This window comes from Pantoea sp. M_9 (genome assembly GCF_008631385.1).
In the GTDB taxonomy this organism is placed as follows: Bacteria; Pseudomonadota; Gammaproteobacteria; order Enterobacterales; family Enterobacteriaceae; genus Pantoea; species Pantoea eucrina.
Genome location: NZ_VWUF01000002.1, coordinates 176946 through 191040, shown reverse-complemented (window position 1 = coordinate 191040; position 14095 = coordinate 176946). Strand labels below are relative to the sequence as shown.

Genomic DNA, 14095 nt, shown 5'->3' with positions numbered 1-14095 from the left:
GGATAGTGGCTCATTCAGTGAGACGAACAAGGCAAATGATGAGTGTGTAGTCAGCCTCTCAGGGTGGACTTAACGGCTTCATCAGGAGCGCCGTACGCTGCGCTCCTGAATCAGGTTATCAGTCCAGGTTACTTCCGTTAGACGCGATAACTTGTTTATACCAGTTAAAGCTCTTCTTCCGCGAACGTTTAAGCGTCCCTTTACCCGTATCGTCCTGATCAACGTATATAAAACCGTAACGTTTGGACATCTGCGACGTACTGGCGCTTATCATATCGATGGGCCCCCACCAGGTATAACCAAACAGATTGACACCGTCGCTGATCGCTTCCCGCATCTGCTCAATATGCAGACGTAGATAGTCGATACGGTAATCATCCTGCACAACACCCTCAGCATCCGGAACATCAAGCGCGCCGAGCCCGTTTTCCGCCACGAACAGCGGTTTCTGATAGCGATCATAAAGCTGATTGAGCGCAAGACGCAGACCTTTTGGGTCAATCTGCCAGCCCCAGTCACTTTCAGGAAGATAAGGGTTACGTATCCCGCCAGTAATCAGGTTACCCTGCACCCCTTCCAGCTTTTCCGGGTGAGCGCTAATAGTGCTGGACATATAGTAGCTGAATGAAACAAAGTCCACCGGATACAGTCGAAGGATTTCATCATCACCACGTTCTTTTTTAAGCTTAACGCCCTTTGCCGCGAACATTCTGTCAGTCCAGGCCGGATACGCACCGCGGGCCTGTACGTCGCTGAAAAAGAGGGAAACACGCTGAGCCTCTTCACAGGCCTGCAGGTCATCCGGATGACAGGTATGGGGATACAGGATCTGGTAGCTGATCATGCATCCGACTTGGGATCCCGGAATAATCTCGTGGCAGGCTTTTGTCGCCAGCGCGCTGGCAACAAACTGATGGTGAGCGCCCTGATATTTGGCCTGTTCAAGATCAGGGTGATCCTCTTCGATAACACCAACGCTGACGTAAGGATGATGTTTGACGCAGTTAATCTCGTTAAATGTCATCCAGTATCTGACTTTGTGACGGTACCGTTGAAATACGGTCGTGGCAAACTGAAGGTAAAAGTCGATCACCTGGCGATTTGGCCAGCCGCCATATTCCGTCACGAGAGTCAGGGGCATCTCGTAATGGGACAGTGAAACCACGGGTTCAATGTTATGGTGTCGGAGCGTATCAAACACACGGTCATAAAAAGCCAACCCGGCTTCGTTTGGGACTGTTTCATCCCCGCGTGGAAATATACGAGTCCAGGCGATCGACATACGAAAACATTTAAAGCCCATCTCCGCAAACATCGCAATATCTTCTTCATAGCGATGATAAAAATCGTTTCCCTTACGCTTGGGATAATATTTAGTACTTTTTGGGTCCTGGGCCTCTGCAATCTGAGCATGCGTCATACCCGCCCACTGATCGAGCCAGCGCTCCCTGGGCGCCTCGCTATCGAAGATAAACACATCTGAAGCAGACAGGCCTTTGCCGTCAACGTCATGTGCGCCTTCCAGCTGGTTAGCCGCGGTGGCGCCACCCCATAAAAAATTTTCCGGAAATGACTTTGAAAAGCTCATATTTTTTCCCCTTAAGCAGCCGTAGTTGTCAGTTTTAAAAATGCATCTTGCGTATCAACCTGTCCGTTTGAAATCAGTTCTATATCGCGATAACTGTCAGTGTTGGTAACAATGACAATGACGCTGGGGTCCACTTTCTCCGCAATCAGGGCCTCCAGATCAAAGTTGATAAGAGGCTGGCCGACGGTAACCTCCTGCCCGTCCTCAACAAGTCGGGAGAAATAGCGCCCGTTGAGCTTCACCGTGTCAATACCGATGTGGATGAGTACCTCTGCGCCAGACTCACTTTCAAGCGTAATGGCATGACTGGTTGCAAAAACAGAACCGATGCGCCCGTTCACCGGGGATACCAGCTCTCCCCGTTGAGGAACGATAGCGATCCCTTTGCCAAATACCTCGTCCGCGAACACGGGATCGCTGAGCTCGCTGAGTGGCATGAGCTGACCCGAACAGGGTGCATACAGTTGTTCAGACGGATGAACATTCACAGGGCTGATGCCTGCCTGCAGCGTGATGTCTGGCGAAACAGGAACGGTGCCAGCAGAAAGAACAGCAGGCGATACGGGCTGAGCGGGTGCAACCGGGGTGCGGTCTGAGGCTGACTGATCCTGTTTCTCTTCAAAACCGATCACCGCCGTCAGCACGGCCGCGACCGCAAAGGCCAGAGCCATACTGGCCAGCGCCCAGACGAATCCGGCGCCGGCAAGGGACGGGAGCCCGGAAAGCCCTGCAAGGGCATAAGCATAAGCTTTTGCTCCCATGGTCATGGCCAGGCAGCCTCCGGCGGCTCCGCCGATTAACGCGGCTGCGAAGGGTTTTTTAAACCGGATATTGATGCCATACATGGCCGGCTCGGTGACGCCCATCAGCGCGCTAAAAGAGGTGGAAAGCGCCAGTGACTTCGTCTTCTTATTGCGGGATCGCAGGAATACGCCGAACGCCGCACCCGCCTGGCCAAAGTTAGCGGCAAACATGATGGGCTTGATGGGATCGTAACCCAGGCGGGTAATGTTATTAATGATGATAGGGACCAGCACGTAGTGCATGCCGGTAATAATCATCAGCGACAGGGTGCCTCCCACGATAATGCCGGCGAAAGGTCCCATGTTATTAACAAGCCAGATAATACCGCCCGAGAGCACATTGCCCACAGAAATGCCGGCAGGCCCAATAAAGATGAGCATGACCGGCGCCACAATCATCAGGCTTAGCAGCGGAGAAAACATCGTCCTGACCGCCGCCGGAACAATGCGGTTAAAGAAGCGTTCTACGTGGCTCAGAACCCAGACGGAAAGCACAATGGGAATAACCGAGTTTGCATAGGAAACCGGCGAAATGCTCAGTCCGGCAAATGAAATTGATTCGCCTGCACGAAAAAGCGTCGCCAGCGTTGGATGAAACATCGTTGCGGCAAGCGCAACGGACAGATAAGGATTGGCCCCAAACTTGAGTCCCGCGCTGAAGGCCAGCACCATAGGCATAAAGTAAAATACGGCATCGCTTATCGCCACCATCACCTGATACGTCTGATTTGTCGCGGCGACCCAGCCCAGCGTGACAAACAGCGACAGCACACCTTTCAGGATGCCTGCACCGGCGATAGCCGGAATGATTGGTGAAAAAATGCCTGAGATAACTTCAAATACGAGGGACACGGGGTTGCGGCGTTTTTTAACCTCCGCATCTTCGCTGGCCGGCTTATCAGATGCAGACAGCGCCGGTACCTCGTCCTGTATTGCCCTGAACACCTGCGTGACCTTGTTGCCGATGATAACCTGAAACTGATCGCCTGAAAGATTGACGCCCATTACGCCATCAATGTCAGCCAGGGCATGCCGGTCTGCCTTATCATTGTCCACGAGACTGAAACGCAGTCGGGTAATGCAGTGAAAGACGGACTTAATGTTTGAGGCTCCACCGAGATGCCGAATAATCTGGCGGGCTGTTTGTTTAAAATCCACTGAATTTTTCTCCAGAATCTGGGCAATAAAAGCCCGTAAACAATTGCCGGAATTAACCGGACACCTTGCTTCCTCTGGGGTTTGCCTGATTTAACAGTAACAAGCCTAAATGGAATGGTTCTGACGGCTTACCACGTTGCCGATATGCACCGTCAGGTATAACTTCTCTGAACTACTCATTTTATGGCGGTAGTTTTTTGCCACGAATTCGCTTATCGCCTCCACACAGCCGAGCGTTTTTTCATACCGTTCAGGCATCTGGCTGAAAAGTTCGGCGTCATCGTTATCAATGATCTCGCCTCGCATTACGCGCTGCGCGAAAAACTTCAGGTGAGTGACAAAGCGCTGATAGTTCAGGCTCTGTTCATCAATGCTGATAGAGAACCAGTATTTAACGATGTTCTGAATCTGGAAAATCAGCCGGGTCATCTCCATGACCTGACCATCCGGCGCATTCATGCCCGCATTAACGATATGGAGCGCGATACTGCACGCCTCTGCATCTGGCAACAGCTGCCCGGTACGCGAGGCGATTAGCGCCAGCGCCTGACGACCGATGAGATACTCTTTTTTGTAAAAATGGCGGACTTCCCATTCCAGCGGGTTATGGAGTTCCTGACCCTGAAGGTGACGCTGAAGCGCAAAATGCAGGTGATCTGCAAGCGAAACATACAGTGCTTCACTAAGGGTGTGGCTCAGGGCCTGCTGCGCCTGGCTGATGATGTCATCCGTAAGCTGGATGACATCAACAGGAATTTCGTTCAGAAGAACTTTGAACCGGCTGGATACTGCATGGTTACTGAGCTGAAACGTCTTTTCGACCTTTGTTTCATCAACCATATCACCGGCGCTGGCGTTGAAACCAAGGCCACGTCCGGTCAGGATAAACTCAGCTCCATTGGGATCTGAAACGCTGACGACATTGTTATTAAGTATCTGTTTTATGATCATCGCCAACTCCGAAAAACAAAAACGGGCAAAACATAAGCACAGTCAGGGCGTACCCTGTGACTGCATTTACGTTTTGCCCGCCGAACGGTAACAAGCTTAATGCCTGATAATGAAATTAACATTGGGTTTCGTATAGGGTCAACTTACAACCTCCTTAATGACCGACCTGAGTTCATAAATGTGATCCTGGTAATAGAATTTACCCTCTATTACGGGGATAGAACTTTGCAAACATAGAAAAGTGGTCGTGATCGATGGCTCACCCAGCGCTCCAACTTAATACCACATTTATTTTCATAAAAAACTTGCCGACAGCGGGTGTTAGTATCAACAGCATTATGGCTCCCTCCGGCTCCCCGGCGTTGCCGGGTCGTCGAGCCCTACTGCGCTAACCGGCAAAGCCGGTAAGCTCCGCCGGACCGCGAAGCGTTCCGGGCCTGACGGCTAGGGTCTGATGGCAACCGCCAGGTCAACCCCTGCAGCCGGCTGGCGCCGGCGCGCTCACTGGCCACATAAAGACGTGGCCGCTGAGGACCGGCCCGGCACCGTGGTGTGCCGTTCCGGGGCCGTGCCCTGTTCATCCTTCCGCGTTGTGTTTTGTTCCCCTGAGCCCCTTCGCCGTGCGGAAACTTGGCACCCGGGCGTCTTCACGCAAGGGTCGCGCGCTAAACGGCTGCACCCGGTCCCTGCGGGCTGCGGCTTTGCCGTTTCCCCCTGCGTTCAGCCTGATGCCCGGTCGTCCGTTCTGCCCTCACGGCGAGGAACTCAGAGAAACATCACTTAAACCACACGGGAGACACAACATGTCACAGCAGAACGTCAACACCACGGCTTCAGAATCTAAAGAATCATCATCTTTAAAGGCAAGGACCACGCGTCGTCCGGCGAAAGCGAAAGCTGACAAAGCGTCAGCGGCGGCGGTTAAGCAGGCGCTGGAAAAAGTAGACATCGAGATGATCCCACTCTCGCGCCTGACGGTTTCCCCTCTCAACGTACGCAGTAAGGTCTATGTTCAGTCGCGCATCGAGTCGCTTGCTGGCACTATCAAAAATGTCGGGCTGTTACATAACCTGATCGCGCATGACATGGCTGACGGGATGCTCGGCGTAGCCTGCGGCGGTCGCCGTCTCACCGCCCTGCAGCTGTTGCTGTCGCAAGACGTGTACCAGCCCGATCAGCTGATCCCTGTCAAACGCGTGACGGAAGAGCTGGCACGCGCAGCCTCGATGGTCGAAAACGGCGAGCGTGAGGATATGCACCCAGCCGAGCAAATCGCCGGATTCCGGGCGCTGGCAGATGAGGGCAAAACCCCGGCGCAAATTGGTGACCTGATGGGCTACAGCTCGCGCCACGTTCAGCGCTGCATGAAGCTGATCGACCTTGCTCCTGCCATCCTTGACGAGCTGGCCGCCGACAACATCACGCTTGAGCAGTGTCAGGCGCTGGCGCTGGCCGACACGCATGAACGCCAGCTGGAAGTATGGGAGCAGGCCTCGGTGTATTACAATGCCTCCGCTGAAATCATTCGCAAGCTGATCACCTCCACTGAGACGGCAATCAGCCACTCTCCAAAGTTCGCCTTCATTGGCAAAGATGCCTATCTCGCGGCGGGCGGCTCCATTCGTGCTGACCTGTTCAGCAGCGACGACGAGGGCTACATCGACACGGTGCTGGTCGAGCAGCTGACGCTGCAGAAACTGCAGCAGATTGCCGAAGCCGTGCAAAAGGAGGAAGGGTTTGCCTGGGCAGAGGTCAGGAGGGACAGCCGTTTACAGAGCTGGAGCAGCGAGGTGACAAAAACGTATCACCTGCTGCCGGAGCGCTGCCCGGAGCTGACGCCGGAAGAAGACACCGAGTTGAGCGAGCTGCGGGCACAGCTGAAGCTTTCAGAAGATGACGCGCTGGACGTGACGCTGAGAAAGCAGATCGCCGCCCTGGAAGAAACGGGCCTGAAGCGCAGCTGGGCAGGTGCGGACAAGGATAAGGTTGGAGCGATGATCTGCTTTGAGCGCGGCAGCTGCTTCATTCAGCGCGGGGTTCAGCGTCGGGCCGATCTGCCTAAAAAAGAAAAACCCGAAAGCAAAGGCGATCTGCAGACCCTTTCCGAAGACTACTCCGCGACGCTGGTCCGCTCGATGTCCTGCGAGCGTTCGCTGGCCGTACAGGCGGCGCTGAGCACGGAGCCGGAAATTGCGCTTGCCATGCTCACCTGGACACTTTGCCGCAGCACCTTCAGCCATAAAAGTTATGAAGGGACCCCAATGAAAATCAGCCTCACGGATAAAAGCACGGCGCTGGTAGCCGCAACGGTTGCGAAGGAGGAGACAAAAGCCTGGCAGTTTCTTCAGGCGCAAAAGGCGCAGTGGGAGGCAAAGCTCCCTGAAAACTGGTCGCAAGACTTCCGCTGGCTGATGGGCTGGAGCACGGACGAAGTGCTGCAGCTGCAGGGATTCTGCAGCGCCACGGCGGTGTGCTGCTTTCAGGGCCGCGTCTATGGGCGCAGCCAGACCAGCAATCTCGATACGCTGGAAACGGCGCTGGGCTTTGACCTGGCGGAGTGGTGGCAGCCGACCGCTGAAGGTTTCTTTAAGCGCATCAGCAAAGAGCAGATTGCCGGGGCACTGACGGAGGCAGGCAAAACGGGCAATGCCAGCGACGCGGAGAAAATGAAGAAAGGCGACGCGGCTGAGTTTGCCGAAGAGGTCATGAAGGACTCCCGCTGGGTGCCCGCGTGGATGAAACCTCTGCGGCCTGCAGCAGAAAATGACAGCGCAGACGACACGGGCAGCGAAGGCTGACAGCGACAGACCGCCCTCCGGGGCGGTCATTAAAGACAAGGAGAAAAACCATGAACATGATCCCCCGTCATTTATCGCTCGTTCCCGCCTGCCCGTATACTCTTGCGGTCAGTCTGGCCGTCGCCGAGGTTGAAAAGCGCCTGCAGGGCAGGGCAGCACGCGGCGCACACCCCTACGCCAGCGCGTTCATGCGCCATTACTGCGGGACGCGTACCATTAAGGCCGACCAGCTGCGCCGGGTTATGCCTGAATACTCGCCTGGTGATCGTGTCGCGCCACCCGCGCGGGATTATCTGACCGCACTCGATATGCTGATCGCCTCCAGGGGAGAGCGTTGTCTCTCGCCACTGTCGCAGGATACCGACTCACGGCTGTTTCCCCTGACTGCAGCCCGTTTTACTGAGCGTCAGGAGAAACGCCTCACGCTGCGACACAGCAGGGCGAACAACCGGGAGGCTCGCTAGCGCGAGCAGAAGCGCAGACGCTATCAGAATCGCCTGGCGCAGGCGGCGCTGGAACTGGCGTTTCATACGCCGCAAACGGCAGGGCGCTGGTACGCCCAGTGGCAGGACCGGGATATATATGAAAGCGACCTGCGGTTGCTGGTTCTGACCTGGCTGAAGCGATTTGTGTCATGCAGGCATATCGATCCGTGGGATTGGCACGGCGAACCGCTGTGGCGCGTGATGCTCGACATCAGCATTCTGGCAGGTGAAATGAGCGCCTTCAGCGGAATGACAGACCGGTTTGCGCTGCCCGTGCTGCTGACATATCAAGCCTGATCCTGTTCAGCCGGGCGCAACACGTCCGGCTTATTACCTGCATTGGGCACGGCTGAAAAGCGGGCGGCCCTGCGGGCCGGGGAAAAACCGGTGCTGACGCACCGGTCATCTCCCTTCGCCTGCGCTTTCTCTTTCCGGGAAGCTGTCTCACCGTCTTCTCTCTCCGCTTCCTGCTACTCTCCGTTCTGCTGCTGTGCTGCTGCTCGGTCTTCTCCTTCCTGAAGGTCAAAGGCATGAACAGCCTGATGGCCCCCTTCGGCTTCCCGGTGTTGCCGGGTCGTCGAGCCCTACTGCGCTAACCGGCAGAGCCGGTAAGCTCCGCCGGTTAGCGATGCGTTCCGGGCCTGCCGGCTAGGGTCTGATGGCAAACGGAAAAGTAGTCACAGCAACCTGCTTACAGTCCGCTATGAGCGAAAAGCGGACATGACAATATTGCAATAATTGTCAGAGGTAACAAAACGCCTGGTATGATAATCACATGAATGATTATGACGGAGGATAGGCTAATGAAACTTACTATTAACAAAGAAAATGGAACATCCGAAACACAGAATGTTGCATCTTTAATAATTACATTAAATAGTGGTGAAACAATTGAGATTACCGAAGAAAGTTCAGAGCGGCCGCCTCATCTGTCGGAGGGCGTTACTGTATGGGGAGGACGAATGCCTAAAGAAGGCGCCTCCCTTGACGAACTCAAGGTTTCAACACGCTCGTTAGGTGTGTATCCGTTAGCAGCTAACTTAATACACATTTTCCCACTTCCTAAATAGCAGCTTTGACCTGCTCCCAGCAAACTAACATAGCATGAGCAGTGTCCGCTTCCGGCACAAAGCGGACGTTGCACAGGCCCATGTCCGCCATGAGCGAAAAGCGAACATATTAATAGGTATATCAAGGCCTGCCTGAGGTAGTATCAAAAACAATTGCATCGTGTCTGGCTCATTATGTTGCAGGCATTACCTTAATGATTGGTATCAGGACGGAACCAGTATGCTCACTCTGCCCCCATGTGATTCCAGCTACAGACATGAAAACGGCGGTACCGGCAACCTTGCAGAATTCTGGCGCGATCCGGCTATGCATTTTGTAGAAAGCCGTCGTGCCTGTCACAGCCGCGCCTGTTACAGGCTACACAGTCATCCGACTTTTTCTCTGGGCGCAGTTGATGCGGGCAGCAGTGTGTTCACAGGGGCAACGGAAGATACCTGCTCTCTGCAACCGGGAATGATGGTATTCATTCCAGCCGGCGCTGTTCATTCCTGTAACCCTTTACCCGATCAGCACTGGAGCTACCAGATGCTGCATATTGATGCCGCGTGGTTAAGGGCTTTGGTTGCTGACATGCAGACGTTTTCAGGCAGTCTTATTGGTAACGATACTGTGCGGGTGACGGCTGATGAAGGCGTGTATCGTCGCTTTTGTGAACTGAATACCACCCTGTTTTCAACGGTCAGTGCAGAAGATAAACAGGTGGCGTTAATCGAGTTTATCGCCGGCTGCACCGATAACACCTGTGTGGCGGACGCCTTTCCGGTCATCTCGCCTGGGGTAAAGCGGACGTTGAAAAACGTTATAGAAGCGATGCAGCAGACCGAAAAGCCGGCGTGGACCTTAACGGAGCTGGCAGCGTTGTCAGGCATGAGTCGTTTCCAGTTCATCAGGGCATTTCGCGCTGAGACCGGGATGACACCCCATGCCTACCAGCTTAATGCGCGCATCAATCAGGCGCGGCGGTGGCTGCAGTCAGGTCATGATATAGCCGATATTGCTTACCGGCTGGGTTTCGCTGATCAGAGTCATTTCCTGCGTGTATTCAAAGCGCATACCGGCGTCACGCCAGGCTGCTATCGACGCTGAGCCCTGCAATTTTGTTCAATACAATCCCGTCCGGGAAATGCACCCTGTTAAAAACGTTTAAGAGGGTCATACCTGGATGCAACAATTTATTTTTGTGGCGGCAGCGCATTTTCTGGCGTTGCTGTCACCCGGTCCGGATTTTTTTCTCGTTGCGCGTACCTCCATCCGAGCCGGCTGGCGTCATGCTGCACATGTCTGTCTGGGAGTAGCGATAGCGAACGGGGTGTTCATTATTGCCGCCTTCAGTGGTATCACGCTGTTTCGTCCTGACAGCATCAGCTTCATGGTTCTCCAGCTCACGGGTTGTGCATATCTGCTCTATATAGGGGTGCTTTTTATTCGCTTTGCGGGGGCACACTCTGTTTCTGAATATAATGTAAAAAAACCAGGCTCAGATACCGAGTCTGCTGGCGTATGGACACACTGCCGTGCGTTCAGCATGGGATTTTTATCCGGGATTCTCAATCCAAAAAACGCGCTGTTTTATGTCAGTCTGGCCACACTTGTTGGCGGTACGACCGCGATAAGTCTGAAGGTCGTCTATGGCGTTTGGATGTTTAGCATTGTGCTGCTGTGGGATTTACTGGTCGCTATCTTCATTGGTAACTCCCGCCTGTTGAAATACTTTTCGCAGATATTGCCCTGGCTGGAGCGTGTCTCAGGCATCATTCTGATCGGTCTGGCATTAAGTGTCATTGTGGTCAACCTGATCGCACTGGCCTGACAGCGAGTGGCTTCATGTTTTCGCGAAACCGGGACGTTCGCTCCCGGCGTAAAGCGGTCTGACGTGCAGTTAAAACCCGATGCAGGCGAATAAGAAAGCCTGATGGCAGTGTTTTATATGGAGCGAAAGAAGTAAAGTCTGTACGGAACAAGCCAGCCTGTTATCACGCACAGCAGGGCGTCCCGGTTTCCTGATGCATAAGCCTCTGATCCACTGTCTGCTGGAGGTTCAGGGCCACCTGTGCCTGCATCAACCCTGAGCGCTGGCTGGCGGCAGAAAGGATGTTCGTCGCGTCGGAGGCGATGGCGGAAGGTGTGGTGCCGGTATCCAGAATATGATTAAACGGCAAACGACCTGACGAAATGCCCCTCCGGGATCAAAGAGCGTACAGCTTCACGTTGCGACAGGTCAGAAGCGCGGCGCAATGCGCCGCTCAGCAGCTAAGCGGTGCCGGAAAGAAAGTATGCGCTCAGCCACCTTACTGGCCGGGATTGTTGTCAGCGCAGAGCACGTCACGATCTTTCCCTTAGCCACTCTTTACCCCGTAAGCCAAAACCCGTGCCTCATAATCATTTTTCTGTCATTTACACCCCTTAGGGTGTCAGCCTCTCTCTCAGGATGATTATCAAATGAAAAAAAACCGTCTTGCGCTGTTCATGGGGTGTGCTCTGTCCTTCTCCACGCAGGCAGCGCCGCCGCAAGTGGAACGCGATAGCGTGACCTTTCCTGAAGGCACGCATGTGAGCTATCGCGGGATGTTCGCCAGCGCCTTTCCCGCAGGGCTGCCGGTGGGAATTGGATCCGGTCTGCTTTTTACCGGCCGGGAAGGGGATACGCTTCGCTTCGTCACCCTCACCGATCGCGGACCCAATGCGGATTCGCCAGATGTGGGCAAGCAGGCGTCGAAAATTTTTGTCACGCCGGATTTTGCCCCGATGCTGATGACGATTCGGGTGCAGAACGGCAAAGCCGACGCCACCGATGCCCGGCCCCTGCACGATGATGACGGCAATATTAACGGGCTGCCGCTGCAGAAGGGCGTGATCGGGTCAACCAACGAAGTTGCACTGAGCGACACACTGACTGTGCTGCAGGGCGATAACCGGGGGCTGGATACAGAAGGCATCGCGCCGGATGGCAAAGGCGGATACTGGCTGTGCGATGAGTATGGCCCGTTTCTGATCCATGTTGATCAGCACGGCAAAATACTGGCGATGCACGGGCCGCAGGCTCTGAATGGTGAAACGTCTCTCGCAGGCGGCCTGCCGAATGTGCTGAAGTGGCGTCAGCCAAACCGGGGCTTTGAAGGCGTTACCCGCATGCCCGACGGCCGCATCATTGCCGCAGTACAGAGCACGCTGGATATCAACGGTAAAAGCAAAAAGCAGGCCCGTTTCATCCGACTGGTGAGTTTCGATCCGGCAACCGGACGCACGGCGATGTACGGCTATCCGATTGATAGCGAGGCGTACAGTAAAAACAGCGACGCAAAAATCGGCGATATCGTGGCGCTGGACAATCAGCACCTTCTGCTGATTGAGCAGGGCAGTGATAAACATGACGTCCTGCGTAATCTTATCTACAACGTGGATCTGAGACAGGCAACTGATCTGGCGGCCTTCGACAAAACAGGTGATTATCCGGAGTTCGATGATGCAGCAAAGCTTGCGCAGCGCGGCATTGTGCTGGCCACCAAAACGCAGGTAGTGGATCTGCGTCAACTCGGCTGGCAGCACGAGAAGGCAGAAGGGCTGGCGCTGATTGACAGCAAAACGCTGGCGGTCACCAATGACAATGATTTTGGTGTGAAAACGGTGATGCAGAACCCGGTAAAAGGGATCAAGCGCAAGGATTACCGCGTCAGTGCACAAGGCGTGCTTACGGTGAACGATAAGCCGGTCGACACGACGCTCAGCGTAGCGCCGCTGGCGCCTGCTGACGCAGCCAGTGAGATATTCATCGTGACACTCGACAAACCGCTGATGTAAGTATCCTCGCGGCCCCGGGCAGGGTAAGCGGAAATAAGTATTGAGCCGGGGCCGCCGCGCAGACTCATAACCCCTCAGCGCGACGGGCATAACGCCAGGACACATATATGGAGCTCGCCGACCCTCTGATCTGCTACTAAGCGATACAAGGCGCGTGCTGAGAACAGGCGCCATAGCGGGACTGGGTGCCAGGGGCGCGAAACCTGCCTGCATGCTTATCTGAACGGGTAAAAAAACGCCATCTTATCGGGCCAGTTGCAGACGGGAAGAGGTAGCTTTCAAACCGCCAACGCCCAGCGACCCCCATCTCTGTGGCTGGCGGAAAGCAGGGTGCCTGCCCGCGCAAACAGTGAACGTGTGCGCACGGACATCCGGGACTGCACATAACGTGGCAGAGCGGTTCATGCTGCTGATAGCACTAATGGCATTACTGCATCTTCACAGGGGCGAGTGCGCTCATTGTTTCAGCGATAAATGCCCTCATCCAGCGGTGGCCTGGCGTGGCCGGATGGCTGTTATGAAAGCAGGCAGTCAGAACATAGGGTGAGACCGCAAACGGCACGTCAAAATATGCCAGCGCAGGCGAAGAGAACAGGGTGGTCAGCGCCTTTTCAGGCAGCGTGGCGATCAGGTCTGAACCAGCGACAATGGCAGGGGCAGACAAGAGGCTGGGGAGCTCAACCACGGTGCGCCGGCGAAGATGCATGGCGGCCAGTGCCTGATCGATGGTGGCGAGCGGGGCATGCCAGGGATTGACCACCACATGACCCTCCGCTAAAAACTGCGCCAGCGTCAGTTCTGTTTTGATTCGCGGATGATCGCGATGCACCGCCACAACATATCTGTCTTTGAAGCCTTCCGTCACGCCCAGCTGACTGTGATGTCTGGTCTCAGGTGTCTGAAACCCGATTGCAAAATCCACGTGTCCTGATGTCAGCTCTTCCAGAGAGTCCGGGTTGGCTGAATAGCGGATGTGCACAGAAATATTGGGCGCGGCCTGCTGGAGTCGGGTCATAAACGCCGGTAAAAACACAGCTGCGGTATAATCCGTCACGGCAAAACGAAAACGCTGCGTGCTGGTGGCCGGGCAAAACGTGTCCACGGATCTGAGCGTGTCTGACAGGGCATTCAGGGCGGCGGATAAGCCGGGTGCCATAACGTGTGCTCTGGCCGTGGGCTGCATAAAGCTGCCCTCCCGAATAAAGAGCGCATCCTCAAGGCTCGCTCTGAGCCGCGACAGGGCATGGCTTAACGCGGATGAACTCAGCGCCAGCTCAGCCGCCGCCAGGTTGACGCGTCGATGCCGGTAGAGGGCGTCAAAGACCAGCAGCAGGTTCATATCCAGCCCACGCAGTTTGCGATGCACAGGGTTCATTGTTGTCCTGAAGAAAATGCAGTATGTGCATCATGTTAATCGCGTACAGTAAGGGCGTCCAGAAAGCC

General features: G+C 54.9%; 9 protein-coding genes and 1 pseudogene. 6 read left to right on the top strand and 4 right to left on the bottom strand.

Annotated elements, in window-relative coordinates:
* Positions 1-118: 118 nt before the first annotated feature.
* The 3 genes from F3I15_RS04820 to licT all read right to left on the bottom strand — a co-directional run bounded on the left by F3I15_RS04820 (position 119) and on the right by licT (position 4500).
* Positions 119-1588, bottom strand: coding sequence for a glycoside hydrolase family 1 protein (locus F3I15_RS04820; RefSeq protein ID WP_150016778.1), 1470 nt, complete (start codon positions 1586-1588; stop codon positions 119-121).
* 11 nt (positions 1589-1599) lie between these two features.
* Positions 1600-3549 (bottom strand): beta-glucoside-specific PTS transporter subunit IIABC, encoded by a 1950-nt coding sequence (locus tag F3I15_RS04815; protein ID WP_150016777.1) that lies wholly within the window; start codon positions 3547-3549, stop codon positions 1600-1602.
* A gap of 105 nt (positions 3550-3654) precedes the next feature.
* Positions 3655-4500: a BglG family transcription antiterminator LicT gene (licT, locus tag F3I15_RS04810; RefSeq protein WP_150016776.1), complete on the bottom strand. Its 846-nt coding sequence runs from the start codon at positions 4498-4500 to the stop codon at positions 3655-3657.
* Between the two features lie 803 nt (positions 4501-5303).
* Between licT and F3I15_RS04805 the strand changes: the two genes are divergently transcribed.
* From F3I15_RS04805 to F3I15_RS04775, 6 genes and pseudogenes are all read left to right on the top strand, one after another.
* On the top strand, positions 5304-7298 hold the full coding sequence (locus F3I15_RS04805) for a ParB/RepB/Spo0J family partition protein (RefSeq protein WP_190314917.1): 1995 nt from the start codon (positions 5304-5306) through the stop codon (positions 7296-7298).
* 50 nt (positions 7299-7348) lie between these two features.
* Positions 7349-8080, top strand: a pseudogene (locus F3I15_RS18295) (plasmid SOS inhibition protein A).
* Between the two features lie 506 nt (positions 8081-8586).
* The gene (locus F3I15_RS04790) at positions 8587-8853 is read left to right on the top strand and encodes a hypothetical protein (RefSeq protein ID WP_150016772.1); all 267 of its coding nucleotides are present in this window, start codon (positions 8587-8589) and stop codon (positions 8851-8853) included.
* Positions 8854-9160: 307 nt separating this feature from the next.
* Positions 9161-9940, top strand: coding sequence for an AraC family transcriptional regulator (locus F3I15_RS04785; protein ID WP_223810672.1), 780 nt, complete (start codon positions 9161-9163; stop codon positions 9938-9940).
* Between the two features lie 76 nt (positions 9941-10016).
* Positions 10017-10664 (top strand): LysE family translocator, encoded by a 648-nt coding sequence (locus F3I15_RS04780; RefSeq protein WP_150016771.1) that lies wholly within the window; start codon positions 10017-10019, stop codon positions 10662-10664.
* A 629-nt stretch (positions 10665-11293) separates the two neighbouring features.
* A complete protein-coding gene (locus tag F3I15_RS04775; RefSeq protein WP_150016770.1) occupies positions 11294-12652 on the top strand; it encodes an esterase-like activity of phytase family protein in 1359 nt (452 codons plus the stop codon).
* Positions 12653-13079: 427 nt separating this feature from the next.
* Here F3I15_RS04775 and F3I15_RS04770 read toward each other — a convergent pair whose 3' ends face one another.
* The gene (locus tag F3I15_RS04770; protein ID WP_150016769.1) at positions 13080-14027 is read right to left on the bottom strand and encodes a LysR substrate-binding domain-containing protein; all 948 of its coding nucleotides are present in this window, start codon (positions 14025-14027) and stop codon (positions 13080-13082) included.
* Positions 14028-14095: the final 68 nt, after the last annotated feature.